The sequence below is a fragment of the Arthrobacter rhombi genome (assembly GCF_039526245.1).
Taxonomy (GTDB): domain Bacteria; phylum Actinomycetota; class Actinomycetes; order Actinomycetales; family Micrococcaceae; genus Arthrobacter_H; species Arthrobacter_H rhombi.
Map to the genome: position 1 here is coordinate 223,857 of NZ_BAAAIV010000005.1, position 19,110 is coordinate 242,966.

Sequence of the window (19,110 nt, forward strand, 5' to 3'; positions counted from 1 at the left end):
GGACGCGATTCGATGCCGCCGGGCGCGTCGGACCTTGGTAGCCTTGGTAGTCGAGTCCAGCGGGGTTTTCCCGCAGCCACCCACACGAAAGTAGTCCAGCTCCCGTGTTCAATTCACTCTCCGACCGGCTGACAGCGACGTTCAAGAACCTCCGCGGCAAGGGCCGGCTCACGGAGGCCGACGTCGATGGCACCGTCCGTGAGATCCGCCGGGCCCTGCTGGACGCGGATGTCGCCGTTCCGGTGGTGCGTGCCTTCACCGCCCAGGTCAAGGAGCGTGCCCTCGGTGCCGAGGTCAATGGCGCGCTGAACCCTGGCCAGCAGATCGTCAAGATCGTCAACGAGGAACTCACGGGAATCCTGGGTGGCGAGACCCGCCGGCTCAACCTGGCCAAGGTGCCGCCGACGGTTATCATGCTCGCCGGCCTGCAGGGCGCCGGCAAGACCACGCTGGCCGGTAAGCTGGCCAAGTACCTCAAGGCCCAGGGCCACACGCCACTGCTCGTTGCCTGTGACCTCCAGCGCCCGAACGCCGTCAAGCAGTTGCAGGTCAACGGTGGACGCGCAGGGGTCCCGGTCTACGCCCCGCATCCCGGTGTCTCCTCCGAGTTCGAGGAATCCACCGGCGATCCGGTTGTCGTCGCCCGCAATGGCGTTTCCGAGGGCCGGCAGAAGCAGCACGACATCGTCATCATCGATACCGCCGGCCGCCTCGGCGTCGATGCCGAGATGATGCAGCAGGCAGCTGACATCCGCGCCGCGGTGAACCCTCACGAGGTCCTGTTCGTCATCGACGCGATGATCGGCCAGGACGCGGTGAACACCGCCCAGGCCTTCAACGACGGTGTCGGTGTCACCGGCGTCGTGCTCTCCAAGCTCGACGGCGATGCCCGCGGCGGTGCCGCGCTGTCCGTCGCGTCGGTGACCGGCAAGCCGATCATGTTCGCCTCCACCGGCGAGAACCTCTCCGATTTCGAGGTCTTCCACCCGGATCGCATGGCCAGCCGCATCCTGGACATGGGCGACATGATGACGCTCATCGAGCAGGCCGAGCAGAACTGGGACAAGGGCGAAGCCGAGCGGATGGCGAAGAAGTTCGCCGACCGCGAGGACTTCACGCTCGAGGACTTCCTGTCCCAGATGCAGCAGATCAAAAAAATGGGCTCCATGAAGAAGATGCTCTCCATGATGCCCGGGGCAGCGATCTCCAAGCAGCAGCTGGAGCAGTTCGATGAGCGCCAGATCGACAGGATCGAGGCCATCGTCCGCTCGATGACGATGCACGAGCGGGTTGCCCCGAAGATCATCAACGGCTCCCGCCGCGCCCGGATCGCCAAGGGCTCGGGCACTTCGGTCTCCGAGGTGAACCAGATGCTGGAGCGCTTTGGCGAGGCCCAGAAGATGATGAAGAAGATGGCCGTCGGCGGCGGGATGCCCGGCATGCCGGGCGGTCGCGGCGGCGCCAAGAAGTCCAAGGGCTCGAACAAGAAGAAGCAGAAGTTCGGCAACCCGGCCAAGGCAGCCCAGGCCGAACTCGAGGCCAAGAACCGTGGCTCCGCGGCCCCGTCGGCGCCGACTGGCGCGTCCTTCGGGCAGCAGGGGAACCAGGACTTCGATCCGGCGAACCTGAACCTGCCGAAGGGCTTCGAGAAGTTCCTGGGCAAGTAGGGCGCGGCGGGGAGCGGTCGATGTCTGTTGTGCAGGGCCTGGAGGGGTTCCTCAGCGCCCGCTGGAAGCAGCGTGCCTACGCCTCGATCCTGGTGCGCCGATCCGATGGGGCGGTGCTGACCGTCAAGGACTCCGCAGGGATCAACGAGGCCAGCTACGGTGACGACTCCGAACCTGACTGGGTGCTTCCCACCGCCGCCGTGCGTTCCGGGATCGCCCCCCGGCAGGCGGCAGCATCGGTGCTGAGCCGGTTGGCGCTGGAACCGTCCATGGGCCGGATGCTGGTCCACGACTTCCGTCCTGCCGTGGGCGGATCCCACGTGGCCGATGGGCAGGACACCGGCGAGGAGTTCCTGGTGTACGACGGCGGCACCTGGGTCACCGACGTCGAACGCTTCACCGCCGACGGCGGGTTGCTGCAGGTGCGGTTCTGCCCGCTGCAGCAACTGGCGATCCTGCTGCCGCCGGCCGATGCCGAACGTGCAGCCGCAGGTGTACGGGCACTCGAACTCGGGGGAGTGGCCGAACTGGAGCACGGCCGCGACGTCACCCCGCGCCACGTGCCCGGCAACCGGCAGCCCCCGCGTGAACTGATGCCCGCGCTGCCGCTGACCGCGCCGGTCCCCGGGCTGAAGAACCGGAACGCCTAGGCTCCTTGCCCGCTCCCGGCAAACGGCCGGAGAACTCCCAGCCAGGGCTCGCCGACATCGGTCATCCCCCGGCGTAGAGTCCATCTGCAGGAGATGGAGGTGGGCTCGTGCGGGGAATCGGATCGATCAGTGTGGTCGACGGCTGGTTGCCGGTGCTGATCTGGGTCGTCGGGATCGCCGGAGCGCTCTTCCTGCTGCTGCCGCATCGCCGGCGGCGATGGTGGCTGGTTGTGCCACTGCTGCTCGTCGTGGCCGTGGTCATCACGGGCGTGTCCTACCGGTTGCTGGTCTACGTCTGGTTCGTGTTCTCCGAGGCGTTGCCGTTCACGATCCTCGCGTGGGTTGCGGCGGCGGTCCTCGCGATCCTGCTGGGCATCCATGCGGGACTGCGCGCCCGGTGGTCGTGGCGTGCCGGCGCCGCGATGGCGACGATCGCCGTCGTCGTCCTCTGTGGACTGCAGGTGAACGCCTACTTCGGCCAGTACACCACGGTCGGCAGCCTGATGGGGCACCAAACGCACGTCTCCGCACTGCCCGCCGGACTGAAGCGCGGTGCGTCGCCGCAGGGCGCCGCCGTCGCAGGATCCGGGGCCGCGATGCCCCGGCATGGGACGGTGGCGCAGGCGTCGATTCCGGGACAGGCCTCCGGTTTCGACGCCCGCAACGCCATCATCTACCTGCCGCCGGCCTACACGCCGACGGGAGCGGACCGCATGCCCGTGCTGGTGCTCGTGGCCGGGCAACCCGGAGGCCCGCGACGCTGGCTCGATGCCGGTCACCTGGCCTCGATCATGGACGCCTTCGCCGCATCCCACCAGGGCCGGTCTCCGGTGGTCGTGGTGGCCGATCCGAACGGCTCCACCGCCGGGAACACCCTGTGCATGGATTCGCACATCGCCCGCGCCGACACCTACCTCTCGGTGGACGTCCCCGCCTGGATCAGCCGGACCCTGAACGTCACGAGCCCCTCCACGGGGTGGGCCTTCGGCGGTTTCTCCTTCGGCGGGACCTGCGCGATCCAGATGGCCACCACCCATCCGCAGCTGTATCCGGACTTCATCGACATCGCAGGACAACGCGAGCCGGCGCTGTCCGTCAGCCGCCGCCAGACCATCGGCACGTCCTTTGGTGGCGACACCGCGGCCTTCACCTCCCGGGTCCCGCTGACCCTGCTCCAGCAGCAGAGATATCCCGGCACGCACGGCTACTTCGCCGTGGGGGAGAAGGACCAGCACTATGGGCCCGACCAGAACGCCATGGTCGCTGCCGCACGGGCCGCGGGCATGCGCCTCCAGGCGGTCATGGTCCCCGGAGCGGTCCACTCCTGGGTCACGGCCCGCGCCGGGCTGGCCGGGGGGCTGGACTACCTGGCACCGAGCTGGGGGATGGTGAAGTAGGGGATGGCAGTTCCCGACCGCCGCGCACCCCGCGGGCAGCGCCGCGGGTCACGACTGCTGCGCAGCGCCCCCGTGGCAGTCTGCCTGGTGGTCCTGTACCTGGGCGCGGCGATCCCTGGACGGCTGGGACCGCCGCCGGGTGGCGCGTGGGCGTCCGTACTGCACGGCTACCTGCCGTCGGCCGCACACCTGCCGTCGCTGTTGCTCGGCGCCGCGGCGCTGGCGGTGGCCTGCGGTTGGGCGGAGCGACGGCTGGGGAGCGGGAGGTTCATGCTGGCGGTGATCGGCACGCAGCTGGTGGCCCTGGCCGCCGGAACCGGGTTCGTGGCCTGGATCTCTCCCGGCAGGGCCGCCGGCGAGCACCTGGTGGTCGGCGGGCACGCGGCGGTGGTTTCCGTCATCGCCTGCGGTGCTGCTGCGGCGGCCTCCGCGGGGCTGCGGGTGATGTGGCGGCGCCGGCTCCGCACCGCCTTGGTGGCCATCGTGGTCGTGGGCGCACTGTATGCGGGAACACTGTCCGACGCCCTGCGCCTGGCGGCCGTGATGGCCGGACTGTTCATCGGCCCCCTGTTGCTGGGGCGCCGACCGGGCCGGCCGGTGGGTCCGGCAACGCTTCACGAGCGCAGGGTCCTGGTGGCCATGGTCCTGCTCGCTGCGGCTCTCGGGCCGGTGGTCGCCGCGCTGGCCCCCGGCGCCGTCGGCCCGCTGGCCGTGCTGCGCTATCTGGGCACCGACTGGGCTCCCGCGGATCCCTCCTCCCTGGCGCAGCTGTGCGCGGAGCCGGCACGCATCAGCCAGTGCGCCGCGGCCCAGCTGCAGCACCGGGCTGGGCTGGGCGCGGTCTTCACCGCCATCCTGCCCTCGATCCTGTTGGCAGTGATGGCCGATGGGCTGCGCCGGGGCCTGCGCATGGCCTGGTGGGGAGCAGTGGTCGCCCAGGGTGCCCTGGCGGCGTTGACCCTGGTGTATCTGCTGGGCATCGTCCTGCCCTCGCGCTTCCCGCGGACGGGTCTGATGGAGGGGCTGGGAACCTACGACTTCACCGACTACGCGCAGGCCAAGGCCCTGATCCTCCCGCTGCTGGTGCCCCTGGGCGTCTTCGCCGTCCTGGTGGGCCAACGCAAACTCTTCCGGCTGCGGACCGCAGGCGGCACCGGGCCCCGGCTGCTGCGGAGGGTTGTCCTGCTGGGCGCAGCCCTGTCGGGGATCTACCTGGTCCTGGGCTGGTGGTGGCGGTCGGGTTTCACCCCGGAGCCGTCCCTGGGTGATCTTCTGGAGAACCTGCCCGAACGCTTCCTGCCCATGGTCTACGCACTGCACCTGGGCCCGGAATTCGTCCCCGTTGACGTCGGAACCACGATCCTGTTCGAGGGGCTGGGCATCATCTTCTGGTCAGCCGTCGTGGCGTGGCTGCTGGGGGCCTTCCTGGGGCACGGCTCCGGCGAGTCGGCGGGCGACCGGCTCCGCGCGCGCGAGCTCCTGCGCAGCGGATCCGGCGGCACGCTGTCGTGGATGGGCACCTGGTCCGGGAACAGCTACTGGTTCGCCCCGGACGGACGGTCCTATGTGGCCTACCGCGTCATTGCCGGTGTGGCGTTGACGACCTCCGGCCCGGTCGCGGCCGCCCGGGACCTGCCGGAGGTCCTCGACGGGTTCATGCGGCATTGTGCCGAGCATGGCTGGGTTCCGTGCCTGTACAGCGTCACCGCTGAGGTCGCCGCGGTGCTGCCGGCCGCGTCGTGGAGCCGGTTGCGCATCGCCACGGAGACAGTGCTGGAACTGGGGGACCTCGCTTTCCGGGGCAAGCGTTTCCAGGATGTCCGCACCGCGCTGAACCGTGCGGAAAAGGAGGGGGTTCGGGCCGTGTGGACGTCGTATGGACAGCTCTCCCTGGGGTGGCGCGAACAGCTTCTGGAGATCTCCGAGGAGTGGGTCGTCGAGCAGGGGCTGCCCGAGCTCGGGTTCACCCTGGGCGGCATCACGGAAGTGGACGATCCCGACGTGCGGATCCTGCTCGCGGTCGACGACGCGGGGCTGGTGCACGCCGTGACTTCGTGGATGCCGGTGTACGACGGCGGGGCGGTCACCGGGTGGACGCTGGATTTCATGCGCCGGCGTCAGGACGGCTTCCGGCCGGTGATGGAATTCCTCATCGGCACCGCTGCGCTGACGCTGCAGGCCCAGGGGTACTCCTTCCTCAGCCTCTCGGGTGCGCCGTTGGCCGTCCCGGACGACGGGACCGGGGAGCAGGGTGCGCAGCAGCGTTTCCTCGGTTGGCTCGCCGCGACGCTGGAGCCGGTCTACGGGTTCCAGTCGCTGCTGGGTTTCAAGAAGAAGTTCGCTCCCCGGTTCGTGCCGTGGTTCATGGTGTATCCGGACGCCTCCAGCCTGCCGGCGATCACCGCGGCCATCACCACGGCCTACGTCGGGGACGTGGGGTGGGGGACGGGATGGACCATGGCCCGGACGCTGCTGGCACGCAAACCGTGAGGTGCAGCACCACCACGATTGCTTTGGTTGAAGTTTAAAGTAAAAGGTGCGATGATGGTGGCAGAAGCCAACCAGCTGATCCGCCCGAAGGAGCACCCCATGACCACCACCGCCCCGGCCCCCCGCACCACCGACCTCCTGCCCGCCGCATTGGGCATGGGGATGCTGACCCTGAAGGTCGGCGACCTGGCCAAGATGACCGATTACTACCGCACCGCGCTGGGGCTGGCCGTCCTCTCCGACGACTCCACCGGCGTCGTGCTGGGCCGCATCAACGAACCGCTGCTGCGCCTCGAGGATCGCCACGGGCTGATCCTCCCGGGCCGCGGCGAAGCAGGCCTGTTCCACACCGCACTGCTGTTCGAGGACCAGGCGGCCCTGGCAGCCGTTGTCGCGACCGCAGCGCAGCACCCCGAAAGCCGGTTCGCCGGCAGCGCCGACCACCTGGTCTCCGAGGCGTTCTACTTCACCGACCCCGAGGGCAACGGGATCGAGCTCTACTGGGACCGCCCGCGCGACCAGTGGATCTGGCATGGCACGACTGTCGAAATGGACTCGCTGGCGCTGAACCCCAACGACTACCTGCGCAAGCACCTCACCGAGCAGCGCACCGGCTCCCTGGATGCCGCCGCAGCCGAAATCGGCCACGTCCACCTGCAGGTCGGCGATACCTCCGTCGCCCGCGACTTCTACGTCGATACCCTGGGGTTTGCCGAGACCGCCAGCATGCACGGGCAGGCACTGTTCGTCTCCGCCGGCGGCTACCACCACCACATGGCCATGAACGTCTGGAACAGCCGAGGCGCAGGTCCCCGCAAGGACACCCTGGGCCTGGGTGAGGTCCTGATCCGGGTCCCCGGAACCGACGATGTCACTGCCGTGGCAGACCGCCTGCGTTTTGCCGGCATCGAGAACCACCACGATGGATCCGAACTGCGCTTCGAGGATCCGTGGCGCAACCGCCTGCGCATCGCCGTCGGCTGACGCCGGCGTCCGCGCGGCGCGGGTCGCGCCGCTCGATCCCATCTGGCATAATGAACAGGTACTCGATCGACGTGGCCCCTCTCTCCGCGTGCGCATCGTGTCCCCAGAAGCCACGCAGTATGGCCCGCCCCACGGGTGCAGAACCGCGGATTCGCCCAGTATCAGATACAGGAGTGACCACTACAGTGGCCGTTAAGATTCGACTCAAGCGCTTCGGCAAGACGCGCGCCCCGTACTACCGCATCGTCATCATGGACTCCCGCGCCAAGCGCGACGGCCGTGCCATCGAGGAGATCGGCAAGTACCACCCCACCGAGGAGCCCTCGTTCATCGAGGTCAAGTCGGAGCGGGCCCAGTACTGGCTGTCCGTCGGCGCCCAGCCGACCGAGCAGGTCGCAGCCCTGCTCAAGATCACGGGTGACTGGCAGAAGTACAAGGGCATCGAGGGCCAGGAAGGTACCTTGAAGACCAAGGCCGCCAAGGAGGCCTACGTGGTCCCCGACCGCGGCTCGGTCATCCTGCCCGAGGCCATCACCAAGAAGGCCGACAAGGCCGAAGAGGCCCCCGCTGAGGAAGCCGACGCCGAGAAGGCAGAAGCCACCGAGGCCGAGTAACCATGCTCGCTGAGGCTCTCGACCACCTGGTCCGCGGCATCGTCGACTCCCCGGAGGACGTTGCAGTGGACCGCAAGGCCACCCGCCGCGGCGACACGCTCGAGGTCCGGGTCCACCCGGATGACCTCGGTCGCGTCATCGGCCGCCAGGGCCGCACCGCCCGCGCCTTGCGCACAGTGGTTGCGGCACTGTCGGACGGCGAGCCGGTCCGTGTCGACGTCGTCGACACCGACCGTCACCGCTAGGCCAGGTCGCAGAGTCCCCGCCGTGCCCTCCGGCATGGCAGCCCCGGCCCCGCACCCTCACCGGTGCGGGGCCGGACGCGTTAACACCCCATCGTAGGATCGTTGTAGAACGTCCCCGTCCCCAAGGAGTATCCATGCGCCTCCAGGTCGCACGCATCGGCAAGCCCCACGGCATCCGCGGGGAGGTCACCGTCCAGTTGATGACCGACGCCCCCGACGCACGCTTCGAACCCGGCACCGTCTTCGATGTCGAGGCCGGCCCGTTGAAGGCCCTTACCGTCGAGGGTGCGCGCTGGAACAAGGAGATCCTGCTCGTCGCCTTCGAGGAGGTCGCGGACCGCAACGCCGCCGAAACCGTGCGTGGCGCCCGGCTCTTCGTCGAGACCGAGGGTCTGCAGGAGGACGAGGACGACACCTGGTACGAGCACGAGCTCGTCGGTCTCGCGGCACGCATCGACGGCGAGACCGTCGGCAAGGTCATCGGCCTGCGCACCAACGCCGCCCAGGACCTGCTGGTCATCGAGGACAACGACGGCGAGGAGGTCCTCGTCCCGTTCGTGGAGGCCATCGTCCCCGAGGTCGACACCGCCGCCGGGCACATCGTGCTCACCCCGCCCGCCGGGCTCTTCACGCTCAACCGCCCCGACGCCGGGGACGACACCGAGGGCAAGCAGGCCTGAGCGCATGCGCATCGACGTCGTCTCCATCTTCCCCGAGTACCTGCAGGCGCTGGACATCTCGCTGATCGGCAAGGCCCGGCGCGAGGGCCTGCTGGACGTGCGCGTCCACGATCTGCGCGAACACACCCACGACCGCCACCGCACCGTCGACGACACCCCGTACGGCGGCGGCGCCGGCATGGTCATGAAGCCCGAACCGTGGGCCGCTGCCCTCGGCTCCATCGCCGGAACCACCGCAGCCACGGGTACCGGCACCCCTGCCACCACCGTGGAGCACGACGGCGGTGCGCGGCCCCTGCTGCTGGTTCCCTCACCGGCCGGCGAGGTCTTCACCCAGGCCATGGCCCAGGAACTCTCCACCCGCGAGCACCTGGTCTTCGCCTGCGGGCGGTATGAGGGGATCGACGAGAGGGTCTACGACTTCGCCGCCGAGCACTACGAGGTCCGCCCGGTCAGCCTCGGCGACTACGTCCTGAACGGGGGAGAGGTCGCCGTCCTGGCCATGGTGGAGGCCATCGGCCGCCTGGTCCCCGGCGTCGTGGGCAACCCCGCATCCCTCGTGGAGGAATCGCACTCCGACGGGCTGCTCGAATACCCCGTCTACACCAAGCCCGCCAGCTGGGAGGGCCGCGAGGTCCCCGAGGTCCTGCTGAACGGCAACCACGGCAAGATCGCCCGCACCCGCCGGCTCTGGCAGCTCGAACGCACAGCAGCCCGCCGCCCCGATCTGATCCGCGCGCTGGACCCGGCCACCCTGAACCGGCACGACCGCGACGCCCTCTGGCACGCTGGCTTCATGATCGAGGACGGGCGCATCATCGACAAGCCCGCCGACCCGGCGGGGGAGTAGCCCGCTCCGCCAGCGGCGATTACGCGTGCGGCGCGCGCATGTGGCAAAATGGGTTCTTGCGTCTACTGGGTGCGCCCCTGCCACAGGGGGAGCGCGCCAACAGTCAGACAGCCGGACGGCGCACCAGCGTCCGACCGGTTCACCACACTCCATTCCAGCGGTTTCCGCGGCCCGTGTGTCGCGGCCGCTGCGAATGTGTCGAAGGCAGGTGACCTGTGGCAGCTGCCCAAGGAGAAGCATCACATGCATATTCTCGATTCGGTCAACGCGGCCTCGCTGCGTAGCGACATCCCCGCGTTCCGCACCGGCGACACCCTCAAGGTGCACGTCAACATCGTGGAAGGCAAGAACTCGCGTGTCCAGGTCTTCCAGGGCTACGTCGTGGGCCGCCAGGGCCACGGTGTCGCCGAGACCTTCACGGTCCGCAAGGTGACCTTCGGCGTCGGCGTGGAGCGTACCTTCCCGGTGCACTCCCCGATCATCGACAAGGTCGAGGTCGTCTCCCGCGGTGACGTGCGTCGCGCCAAGCTGTACTACATGCGCGATCGCCACGGCAAGGCAGCACGCATCAAGGAAAAGCGCGACTTCGGCAACAAGTAGAGCCGGATTGCGCCGGGACGCCCGCGTCCCGTCCACGATCGTGACGAGTGAACCGGGCCCGCAGGCCACGCCGAGCGGCCCGGGAAGGCGCCGGTCCCGTTTTCGGGGCTGGCGCCTTGTCGTGGGCGCCCTGCTGGTGGCCGCCGTCGCCGCGATCATCGTCCGCGCCACCCTGGTGGACTTCTACTACATCGGGTCCGACTCGATGGAGCCCACGCTGGAGCCCGGCGAGGGCCTGCTGGTCAACCGCACCGCCTACCGCGCACACGCGATCAACCGCGGCGACGTCGTCGTCTTCGATGGCCGCGGTTCGCTGCTGCCCTACCAGTCGGCCAACCCCGTGGATGCCGTGCTGCGGGCGCTGCGGATCAGCGGCGACGACACGGTGTTCGTCAAACGTGCGGTCGGCATCGGCGGGGACACCATAAGCTGTTGTGACGCGCAGGGTCGCGTGCTGGTCAACGGCGTCCCGGTGACCGAACCCTATCTCTACCCCGGGGACGCGCCCAGCGAACAGCAGTTCACCGCCGTCGTGCCCCAAGGCAGGATCTGGGTCATGGGCGACCACCGGTCCGTCTCGGCCGACTCCCGCTCCCTGCTCGGCGCCCCCGGCGGCGGCATGATCCCCGTGGACCGTGTCATCGGCCGGGTCGAACGCATCATCTGGCCCGCCGACGCGGCGCGCACCATCGACGGAAAGGCAACCCCGTGAGCGAGCACCACCCGGAACATCGTGCAGGGGACGGCGCCCAGGACGGTGCAGGGCACGACGGCGATGCCCCCCGGCGCGCACCCCGGAACCCCGTCTGGGGCTGGGTCCGCGAATTCCTCATCGTGGTCGGCATCGCGCTGGTGCTCTCCTTCGTCATCAAGACGTTCTTCTTCCGCGCGTTCTACATCCCCTCCGGGTCGATGGAGCAGACGTTGGAGATCAACGACCGGATCTTCGTGAACCTCATGGTGCCGGGCCCGTTCGACCTGCACCGCGGCGACGTCGTGGTCTTCAGCGATGACCTCGGCTGGCTCGGCGACACCGCCCCGGCGCCCACCAACCCGCTGACCGAGGCGCTCACGTTCGTGGGCCTGGTCCCGGACACCTCCGACCAGCACCTGGTCAAGCGGCTGATCGGCATGCCCGGGGACACCGTGGAGTGCTGCGACGCCGACGGCCACCTGAAGGTCAACGGCGTCTCCATCACCGAGCCCTACCTCTACCCGGGTGCCGCCCCCTCCGACGAGGCCTTCAAGGTCACCGTCCCCGCCGGCAAGATCTGGGTCATGGGCGACCACCGCAACGCCTCGGCCGATTCGCGCTTCCACCAGGACATCCAGGGCGGCTTCGTCGACATGGATTCGGTGGAGGGCAAGGCCGTGCTGCGTGCCTGGCCGCTGGATCGCTTCGGCACCGTCTCCGGGGACCACGAGGTCTTCGCCGACGTCCCGGCCGGCACCGGAAAGTAGCCATGCCCGCCCGCACGACCGCCACCGCCGCCACCCGCAGCGCCGGGAGCACCCGCAGCGCCGGTGGCACCGCCCCGACGCTGGACGCCGAACGCCAGCTGGCCGGCATGCTGGGGGAGGGCGGCCCCTGGCTCATCGCCGGCTGCGACGAGGTCGGCCGCGGCGCCCTGGCCGGGCCGGTCTCGGTGGGCCTGGTCGTCATCGACCCCTCCGCCGCCGAACTGCTGCCCGAGGTGCGCGATTCCAAACTGCTCAAACCCGCGGTCCGCGAGGCCCTGGTCCCGGTGATCCGCCACTGGGCCGCCGCCTGGGGGGTCGGGCACGCCACCGCCGCGGAAATCGACGAGCACGGCCTGGTCACCGCCCTGCGGCTGGCCGGCAACCGGGCCTGGCAGGCGGCGGCTGCCACCGCGGCACCGCATGCAGTGCTGCTGGACGGGAACCTGGACTGGCTCTCCGCCCCCACCCAGGAGGATCTGTTCGCGGGCCCCGCATCGCCGTCGTACCCCTTCGACGCTGCGGGGGCCCGGGTCACCACCCGGATCAAGGGCGACCTGACCTGCCTGTCCGTCGCCGCGGCCTCCGTGCTGGCCAAGGTGGAACGCGACGCGCTGATGGCCACCTATGATGAACTGGAACCCCGTTATGGCTGGGCGGTCAACAAGGGCTACGGCACCGCGGCCCACCGCCAGGCCATCACCGACCACGGAGCCACCGCCCACCACCGCCACAGCTGGCGGCTGACCGGCGCGGCGCCGGCCCCGCGCGAAAGGCAGGAACCATGAGTGCCGACGATCTCGAGAACTACGAGACGGACATGGAGCTGCAGCTCTACCGTGAATACCGCGACGTCGTCTCCCTCTTCAGCTACGTCGTGGAGACCGAACGGCGCTTCTACCTGGCCAACGACGTGGACCTGCAGGTCCGCTCGGCCGATGGCGAGGTCTACTTCGACGTGACGTTGAAGGACGCCTGGGTGTGGGACGTCTACCGTTCGGCCCGCTTCGTGAAGAACGTCAGGATCATCACGTTCAAGGACGTCAACGTCGAGGAGCTGGCCAAATCCGACGAACTGACGCTGCCCAAGGACGCCGGGCTGGGGAACTAGGTCCCATGGAGCCCGAGGGCACGACGGCGCTGCCCGGCCATCCGGCGTTGCCTGGCAATGCGCGCTGGTGCGGATCCGGCAAGCCCCCGGCGCGGTGCGTGGTCGTCGACGACACGCTGACCTCCCAGGAGGCCTACCGGCTGGCCACCGGCGGCACGGCAATGCTCTGGTCCGGCGACTACCACAACGCCCGCCAGCTGCTTTCGGCCCTGGGTCGGCGGATCCCCGCGCCCGCCCCGCCGTCCGGGGTGCGGTCTGCCGCGTCGCCTGCCGAGGTGGCCGCCGATTTCTATCGCGTGCGCCAGGGCCGCGCCCACCGTTCGCGGATCCTGGCCTCCCTGCTGGTTCCGCTGGTTCCCGGCCCGGCGGTCGACCTGCGCCGTGCCCCCGACATCGCCACCGCGTGGAGGCACGCCCACGGAGACGTCCAGGGGGCCTCGGTGGTCCCGTTGCAGGATCTGCTGGGGGTGTTGGGCGCCGAGCAGTGGCGCGAGCGCGGGGTGTTCGTCCCCGCACTGGACGCCACGATCCACCCGCACTACGGCACGTTCGCCCCGGTGCGCGGCGAGTACCTGGACCTGGTCGCCGAGGCCCCCCTGCCGGACACCTCCACCGCCTTCGACCTGGGTACCGGGACCGGGGTGCTGGCCGCGATCCTCGCCCGGCGCGGGATGGCCCGGATCGTGGCCACCGACCTCTCGGGCCGTGCGATCGCCTGCGCCGCAGACAACCTGGAGCGGTTGGGACTGGAGCAGCCGGTGGAGCTCGCGGTCACCGACATGTTCCCTGCCGGACGTGCGGGCCTGATCGTCTGCAACCCCCCGTGGCTGCCCGGTAGCGCCACCACGCTGCTGGACCAGGCGGTCTACGACCCGAAATCGCGGATGCTCCGTGCCTTCCTCGCCGGACTCGCCGGCCACCTCGAGCCGGGGGGCGAGGGCTGGCTGGTCATCTCCGATCTGGCAGAACATCTGGGCCTGCGCAGCCGCGCCGAACTGCTGGGCTGGATCGAGGCCTCCGGATTGCGGGTGCTGGACCGGCTGGACACCCGGCCCACCCACCGCCGATCCGCCGATGCCGGGGACCCGTTCCACGCGGCCCGCTCCGCCGAGGTCACCTCCCTTTGGCGGCTCGCCGCCGCATAGCAGGCGACACCCGCGCCGTGCCCGGGACTCCGCGCCGGCTGCCCGGGTCTGCCCTCCACAGGTGCCCCGAACACGCCGTCCGTCCACAGGCGGGGAGTAGCACGGCCCGGTTTTCGGGATACCCACCGAAGCTGGGGGTGGAGGTGGCAGATGAACCACAATCAGGAATTGGGCCGACGCGGCGAGACGCTGGCGGCCGAGTACCTCGGGCGCCGCGGCATGCAGGTCCTGGCACGGAACTGGCGGTGCAGGACCGGGGAAATCGACATCGTTGCCGACGACCGGGGGACCATTGTCGCCGTCGAGGTCAAAACCCGGTCGGGACTCGGGTTCGGGTATCCGGCCGAGGCGGTGGATCCGCGGAAACTGCTGCGCCTTCACCGGCTGGCCAGCGCCTGGTGCCGGGAGAACCAGGCCAACCACCGCACCCGCCGGGTCGACGTGGTCAGCATCCTGGCAGTTCCCGGGCGGGAACCCGAGTTCGACTACTTCCAGGCGGTGGTCCCGTGAGCCTGGGACGGTCCGCCGGCGTCTCGCTGGTGGGCCTGAACGGGCACATGATCGAGGTCGAGGCAGACATCGGTGGAGGATTGCCCTCGTTCCTGCTGTTGGGATTGCCCGACGCCTCGCTGATCGAGGCACGGGATCGCATCCGCTCGGCCACGCGCAACGCCGGCGTCCCCCTCAGTCCACGCCGGATCACCGTGAACCTCATCCCTGCGTCGTTGCCCAAACGGGGGTCCTCCTTCGACCTGGCCATCGTGGTGGCGGCCGCCGCGGCCTCCGGGATCATCGACAACCCGCCGGGGGTCGTCTACATCGCCGAACTGGGCCTGGACGGGTCGCTGCGGCCGGTGCCCGGCGTGCTGCCTGCCGTCATGGCCGCGGTCCGCGCCGGCCGGCCCGACATCGTCGTGGCCGTCGGGAACGAAGCCGAAGCCCGCCTGGTTCCGGGTGCCCATATCACCGCCTACCGGCATCTGGCCGAGGTGATGGCCGCCTACGGTGCCGCCGAAGCTGTCGTCCCTGTGCGGCCTGCAGTTCCCCGGCGTAGCCGGCCGGTACTCGCCGCCGAGAAGGCACGGGGCACCGCGGACGTGCCAGACCTGTCGGAGGTGGTGGGCCAGCCACTGGCCCGATTCGCGGTCGAGGTTGCCGCTGCCGGAGGACATCACCTGTTGCTTGTCGGACCTCCCGGCGCTGGCAAGACCATGCTTGCCGAGCGGCTTCCCGGATTGCTCCCGGATCTCGACGACGCAGAAGCCATGGAAGCCACCGCCATCCACTCCCTGCAGCGCGGCACCACCGGACTGGATCGGCTGCTGCGCCGCCCACCCTATGAGAGCCCACACCACAGCGCCAGCATGGTTGCGCTCATCGGCGGTGGGGCGGGTCTTCCACGGCCCGGTGCCGCCTCCCGGGCGCACCGCGGCGTCCTCTTCCTGGACGAGGCGCCCGAGTTCAACTCCCAGGCACTGGACGGGCTGCGCCAACCCCTGGAGTCGGGTGAGATCACCCTGCACCGCTCCGCCGGGACCGCCACCTACCCGGCCCGCTTCCAACTCGTGCTCGCCGCCAACCCCTGCCCGTGCGGCCTGTCGTCCGGCAAGGCCATCGACTGCCGCTGCACACCGATGCAACGACGCCGCTACTTCGACCGGCTCTCCGGGCCCTTCCTGGACCGGATCGACCTGCAAATTGAGGTGCCACGCGTCAACGTCACGCACTGGGGCGCCGGACGGGGAGAGGAGACGACGGCGACGGTTGCCCTGCGGGTCGCCGAGGCGCGCCGGGCGCAACGCGCACGGCTGAAACCCCTGGGGATCACCCGCAACGCCGACCTCCCCGGCACCGTACTGCGTCACGACCTGGCACTGCCCACCCGGACCACGGGAACCGCCGACCGCCAGCTTGAACGCGGGCTGCTCTCCGTCCGTGGTTTGCACCGGGTCCTTCGGCTCGCCTGGACGATCAGTGACCTCGCGGGCCAGGAATGCCCCCAACCAGCCGACATCGACGTTGCCCTGCAACTGCGCCATCACGCCCAAGGAGCCATCACGTGAGCACCGATCCCGACATCCAGTGGGCACGCGCCGGACTGTCCCGCCTGATGGAACCGAATGATTTGACCGGGACCGCCTTGGTGGCAGTCGCTGGCCCGGTGGAGGCCTACCGCCTGATTGCCCAGTCGACCGGCAAGGCGCCGGCGAACGAGCAGCAAGCGGTGGCCGACCTGCTCGGGGGAGAAGCGGCGAACCGGGGCGCCCACCGGCTCGACGCCGGTCTGGAACGCTGGCGGCCCCGCGTGGACGAGGCCGGGCCCGCGCGCGATGTGGCGACGATCCGCCGATTCGGGGGAGATCTGCTCGTTCCGGAGGATCCCGCCTGGCCACACCAGCTGGATGATCTCGGGCTCGGTGCGCCGCTGTGCCTCTGGTGGCGCGGATCGGCTGGCATTGACCAGCTTCCACCGCTGTCATCCCTGTTTGCGGTGGTGGGAAGCCGGGACGCCACCGATTATGGGCGGCACGTGACCTATGAGCTGGTCGCAGACCTCTGCCAGCGCGGAGTCACCATCGTCTCCGGCGGCGCCTACGGTATCGACGCCCGCGCCCACGAAGCGGCACTGAATGACGAAGCTCCCCTGGGCCGCCCCCAGACCGTCGCCATCATGGCCGGGGGATTGGACCGCTTCTATCCGGCGGGCAACGATGACCTATTGCGCCGGGTGGAGGCCACCGGGCTCTTGTTGGCGGAGGTGCCGCCCGGCACCGCACCCACGCGATGGAGGTTTCTCCAACGCAACAGGCTCTTGGCAGCACTGTGCGGCGCAACGCTGGTCGTGGAGGCACGGTGGCGCTCCGGAGCACTGACGACGGCACGCCGAGCAAGTGAAATCGGCCGGGAAGTAGGTGCAGTCCCCGGGTCGGTCTTCTCATCGAATTCTGCTGGATGTCACCGGCTGTTCCGCGAAGGGTCGGCCATTGCAGTCACCGACGCCGCCGAAGCGCTGGAACTCATCGGGGGTGCCCCCACCGATGCAATCATCCCGCGAACGCAAGGGCAGGCAGTCTCGAAGGATGCCGGAGCCCGACGCGACCACGATGGTCTGGACATCCAGGATCTGCTGCTCCTCGATGCCCTGCCCGTTCGGCAGGCCGTACCACCGGACAAGCTCGCGACCGTTTCGGGTCTGGGCATCGGCGCGGTCCTGGGAGGACTCAGCCGACTGCAGGCGCGCGGACTTGCCGAGCAGGGACCTGCAGGATGGAGAAGGCAGCGGCGCGACTAAGTCCCCCGAATCCATCCACGGCGTGGCAGCTTCCTGGATGGGCAACGACGCGGGAAGCTGGTGGGATGACCGCCACGCCCCGACCACGGGAATCCCCGCACCAGACCGGGGACTCCGCGGGGCTGCCGCACCACCTGGTTTCGGCACTGGACGCCTTCGAACGCTACCTGTCGCTGGAACGGTCGCGCAGCGAGCACACGGTCCGGGCCTACCTCGCCGACGTCTCCTCCCTCCTCGACTATGTCGTGACCATGCATCAGGTGGACCGGTTGTCGACCATCGACCTCGCCATGCTCCGTCTGTGGCTGGGGGAACAACAGGGGCGGGGAAGCGCCGCGTCGACGCTGGCCCGGCACGCCGCAGCCGTCCGGACTTTCATGTCCTGGGCGCTGCGGGAAGAAATCATCACCACCGATCCGTCGTTGCGCCTGCGCTCACCCAAGAATGCCAAACGACTTCCCCACGTGCTGCAGGCATCCCAGATGGAACGGCTACTCAGCCCTGGTGAGACTGACGACAGTTTGTTGCCAGGAGGGGACCAAACGTCAGGCCGGAGTCACGGCGCCGACAGCATCACGGATCGGCCGAACGGTCAGCGCGAGGATTCCGCGCAGGCCGCGGAGCCGCTGACCCCTCGACAGCTGGCGGTGTCGGACCGCAATCGGGCGATCCTCGAAATGCTTTACGCCACGGGCATCCGCGTCGGTGAACTTGTTGGCCTCGACGTCGATGACGTCGACCACGATCGCCGGACGCTACGAGTTCTCGGTAAGGGTGATAAGGAACGGACCGTTCCCTTCGGCCAGCCTGCGCACGTGGCTCTGGGCAATTGGCTGGGACGTAGCCGGTCGCAATTGGCCATCGATGGCTCGGGTCCAGCCTTGTTTCTGGGGGAGCGCGGTGCGCGGATGGGACAGCGACAGGTGCGATCCATGGTCGCCAAGGCCTTGACCGGACTCGGTGACACTGCGGCTCGCGGCCCCCACGCCCTGCGGCATACTGCGGCAACCCACCTCCTGGATGGCGGGGCAGATCTGCGTACCGTGCAGGAATTGCTGGGTCACAGTTCCCTGGCCACGACCCAGCTTTACACCCATGTTTCAGTGGACCGGCTCCGCAGCAGCTACCAGCAGGCACATCCCAGGGCCTGAAACACGCATCGGGGACCGGACACGAGGTGATCTGCGCAGGTCAAGGTGGCGATTCGCGGGGGAATCATGCAGAATGAACACAGGCAGCATGTGAAGGCCTCCGGATGTGACTGTGGTCGTTGGGGAAGACGTACCAACAGGAACTGGAGGATGGCATGTCTGTACCCATGACCCGGGGCGTACTCTTTGTACACTCAGCCCCGACGGCGTTGTGCCCGCACATCGAGTGGGCCATCGGATCTGTGGTCGAAGACCGGACGGATCTGAACTGGGCGCCGCAATCTGCCGCGCCCGGAATGTACCGAGCCGAAGTCCACTGGTCGGCACCCCAGGGCACCGGCGCACAATTGGCGTCTGCGCTGCGTGGATGGGCCCACCTGCGGTACGAGGTCACCGAGGAGCCGAGCCAGGGCGTCGACGGAAGCCGTTGGTCGCACACCCCCGAATTGGGCATCTTCCATGCCACCACCGATTCCGCTGGAAACATCATGGTCGGTGAAGACCGTATCCGCTTTGCCTACGAGCAGGGCGCTGGAAACCCGGCCGCCGTCTACCACGAGCTTTCCCTGGCTCTCGGGGAAGCGTGGGATGAAGAACTCGAACCGTTCCGCCACGCCACCGAGGGCGCACCCGTACGCTGGCTGCACCAGGTCGGCTGACACCAGCCCATTTCCCGCTCTGCCGGGACAACCGGTGTCCGACCAGTTCCCGGACACCGACCTAGACGAGAAAACGTTTAGTTGACTGCTCCTCCAGTCGATCATGGTGGATGGCCA

At 69.2% G+C, this 19,110-nt stretch carries 20 protein-coding genes; all 20 read left to right on the top strand.

Annotated elements, in window-relative coordinates; all coding sequences use genetic code 11:
• Positions 1-104 precede the first annotated feature (104 nt).
• Complete coding sequence (gene ffh, locus ABD088_RS05505) at positions 105-1,667, top strand: signal recognition particle protein (RefSeq protein WP_343900634.1); 1,563 nt, start codon at positions 105-107, stop codon at positions 1,665-1,667.
• 20 nt (positions 1,668-1,687) lie between these two features.
• Positions 1,688-2,317, top strand: coding sequence for an NUDIX hydrolase (locus ABD088_RS05510; protein WP_343900635.1), 630 nt, complete (start codon positions 1,688-1,690; stop codon positions 2,315-2,317).
• Between the two features lie 107 nt (positions 2,318-2,424).
• Positions 2,425-3,714 (top strand): alpha/beta hydrolase, encoded by a 1,290-nt coding sequence (locus ABD088_RS05515; protein WP_343900637.1) that lies wholly within the window; start codon positions 2,425-2,427, stop codon positions 3,712-3,714.
• Positions 3,715-3,717: 3 nt separating this feature from the next.
• Positions 3,718-6,204 carry a bifunctional lysylphosphatidylglycerol flippase/synthetase MprF gene (locus ABD088_RS05520; protein WP_343900638.1) on the top strand — a complete coding sequence of 829 codons (2,487 nt, stop codon included), beginning with the start codon at positions 3,718-3,720 and terminating at the stop codon, positions 6,202-6,204.
• Between the two features lie 99 nt (positions 6,205-6,303).
• Entirely contained in the window at positions 6,304-7,188 is an 885-nt protein-coding gene (locus ABD088_RS05525; RefSeq protein ID WP_343900639.1) for a VOC family protein, read from the top strand.
• A 185-nt stretch (positions 7,189-7,373) separates the two neighbouring features.
• Positions 7,374-7,802, top strand: coding sequence for a 30S ribosomal protein S16 (gene rpsP, locus ABD088_RS05530; protein ID WP_343900640.1), 429 nt, complete (start codon positions 7,374-7,376; stop codon positions 7,800-7,802).
• A 2-nt stretch (positions 7,803-7,804) separates the two neighbouring features.
• Positions 7,805-8,047: an RNA-binding protein gene (locus ABD088_RS05535; RefSeq protein ID WP_343900641.1), complete on the top strand. Its 243-nt coding sequence runs from the start codon at positions 7,805-7,807 to the stop codon at positions 8,045-8,047.
• A gap of 134 nt (positions 8,048-8,181) precedes the next feature.
• Positions 8,182-8,727, top strand: coding sequence for a ribosome maturation factor RimM (gene rimM / locus ABD088_RS05540; RefSeq protein ID WP_343900642.1), 546 nt, complete (start codon positions 8,182-8,184; stop codon positions 8,725-8,727).
• A 4-nt stretch (positions 8,728-8,731) separates the two neighbouring features.
• Positions 8,732-9,577 (top strand): tRNA (guanosine(37)-N1)-methyltransferase TrmD, encoded by an 846-nt coding sequence (gene trmD, locus ABD088_RS05545; RefSeq protein WP_343900643.1) that lies wholly within the window; start codon positions 8,732-8,734, stop codon positions 9,575-9,577.
• Between the two features lie 243 nt (positions 9,578-9,820).
• Complete coding sequence (gene rplS, locus ABD088_RS05550) at positions 9,821-10,177, top strand: 50S ribosomal protein L19 (RefSeq protein ID WP_343900645.1); 357 nt, start codon at positions 9,821-9,823, stop codon at positions 10,175-10,177.
• Positions 10,178-10,298: 121 nt separating this feature from the next.
• A complete protein-coding gene (gene lepB, locus ABD088_RS05555; RefSeq protein ID WP_343900646.1) occupies positions 10,299-10,889 on the top strand; it encodes a signal peptidase I in 591 nt (196 codons plus the stop codon).
• Positions 10,886-11,638, top strand: a complete 753-nt coding sequence (lepB, locus tag ABD088_RS05560) for a signal peptidase I (protein ID WP_343900647.1) — start codon at positions 10,886-10,888, stop codon at positions 11,636-11,638. The genes lepB (ABD088_RS05555) and lepB (ABD088_RS05560) overlap by 4 nt, the downstream gene beginning before the upstream one ends.
• Before the next feature lie 2 nt (positions 11,639-11,640).
• Positions 11,641-12,423 carry a ribonuclease HII gene (locus ABD088_RS05565; protein ID WP_343900648.1) on the top strand — a complete coding sequence of 261 codons (783 nt, stop codon included), beginning with the start codon at positions 11,641-11,643 and terminating at the stop codon, positions 12,421-12,423.
• Positions 12,420-12,746 (top strand): DUF2469 domain-containing protein, encoded by a 327-nt coding sequence (locus tag ABD088_RS05570; protein WP_343900650.1) that lies wholly within the window; start codon positions 12,420-12,422, stop codon positions 12,744-12,746. Before ABD088_RS05565 ends, ABD088_RS05570 begins: the two co-directional genes overlap by 4 nt.
• A 5-nt stretch (positions 12,747-12,751) precedes the next feature.
• Positions 12,752-13,891, top strand: a complete 1,140-nt coding sequence (locus ABD088_RS05575) for a methyltransferase (RefSeq protein WP_343900651.1) — start codon at positions 12,752-12,754, stop codon at positions 13,889-13,891.
• Between the two features lie 150 nt (positions 13,892-14,041).
• Complete coding sequence (locus ABD088_RS05580) at positions 14,042-14,401, top strand: YraN family protein (RefSeq protein ID WP_343900652.1); 360 nt, start codon at positions 14,042-14,044, stop codon at positions 14,399-14,401.
• Positions 14,398-15,954: a YifB family Mg chelatase-like AAA ATPase gene (locus tag ABD088_RS05585; RefSeq protein WP_343900653.1), complete on the top strand. Its 1,557-nt coding sequence runs from the start codon at positions 14,398-14,400 to the stop codon at positions 15,952-15,954. Before ABD088_RS05580 ends, ABD088_RS05585 begins: the two co-directional genes overlap by 4 nt.
• A complete protein-coding gene (dprA, locus tag ABD088_RS05590; protein WP_343900655.1) occupies positions 15,951-17,183 on the top strand; it encodes a DNA-processing protein DprA in 1,233 nt (410 codons plus the stop codon). The genes ABD088_RS05585 and dprA overlap by 4 nt, the downstream gene beginning before the upstream one ends.
• Before the next feature lie 65 nt (positions 17,184-17,248).
• The gene (locus ABD088_RS05595) at positions 17,249-18,334 is read left to right on the top strand and encodes a tyrosine recombinase XerC (RefSeq protein WP_343900657.1); all 1,086 of its coding nucleotides are present in this window, start codon (positions 17,249-17,251) and stop codon (positions 18,332-18,334) included.
• A gap of 155 nt (positions 18,335-18,489) precedes the next feature.
• Positions 18,490-18,993 (top strand): DUF3145 domain-containing protein, encoded by a 504-nt coding sequence (locus ABD088_RS05600; RefSeq protein WP_343900658.1) that lies wholly within the window; start codon positions 18,490-18,492, stop codon positions 18,991-18,993.
• Positions 18,994-19,110: the final 117 nt, after the last annotated feature.

Coding starts and splice junctions, on each gene's coding strand:
- ABD088_RS05510 (WP_343900635.1), top strand. CDS start 1,688: ATGTCTGTTGTGCAGGGCCTGGAGGGGTTCCTCAGCGCCCGCTGGAAG.
- ABD088_RS05570 (WP_343900650.1), top strand. CDS start 12,420: ATGAGTGCCGACGATCTCGAGAACTACGAGACGGACATGGAGCTGCAG.
- rplS (WP_343900645.1), top strand. CDS start 9,821: ATGCATATTCTCGATTCGGTCAACGCGGCCTCGCTGCGTAGCGACATC.
- ABD088_RS05600 (WP_343900658.1), top strand. CDS start 18,490: ATGTCTGTACCCATGACCCGGGGCGTACTCTTTGTACACTCAGCCCCG.
- ABD088_RS05595 (WP_343900657.1), top strand. CDS start 17,249: ATGACCGCCACGCCCCGACCACGGGAATCCCCGCACCAGACCGGGGAC.
- trmD (WP_343900643.1), top strand. CDS start 8,732: ATGCGCATCGACGTCGTCTCCATCTTCCCCGAGTACCTGCAGGCGCTG.
- ABD088_RS05580 (WP_343900652.1), top strand. CDS start 14,042: ATGAACCACAATCAGGAATTGGGCCGACGCGGCGAGACGCTGGCGGCC.
- ABD088_RS05525 (WP_343900639.1), top strand. CDS start 6,304: ATGACCACCACCGCCCCGGCCCCCCGCACCACCGACCTCCTGCCCGCC.
- ABD088_RS05520 (WP_343900638.1), top strand. CDS start 3,718: ATGGCAGTTCCCGACCGCCGCGCACCCCGCGGGCAGCGCCGCGGGTCA.
- ABD088_RS05565 (WP_343900648.1), top strand. CDS start 11,641: ATGCCCGCCCGCACGACCGCCACCGCCGCCACCCGCAGCGCCGGGAGC.
- ABD088_RS05535 (WP_343900641.1), top strand. CDS start 7,805: ATGCTCGCTGAGGCTCTCGACCACCTGGTCCGCGGCATCGTCGACTCC.
- rimM (WP_343900642.1), top strand. CDS start 8,182: ATGCGCCTCCAGGTCGCACGCATCGGCAAGCCCCACGGCATCCGCGGG.
- ABD088_RS05575 (WP_343900651.1), top strand. CDS start 12,752: ATGGAGCCCGAGGGCACGACGGCGCTGCCCGGCCATCCGGCGTTGCCT.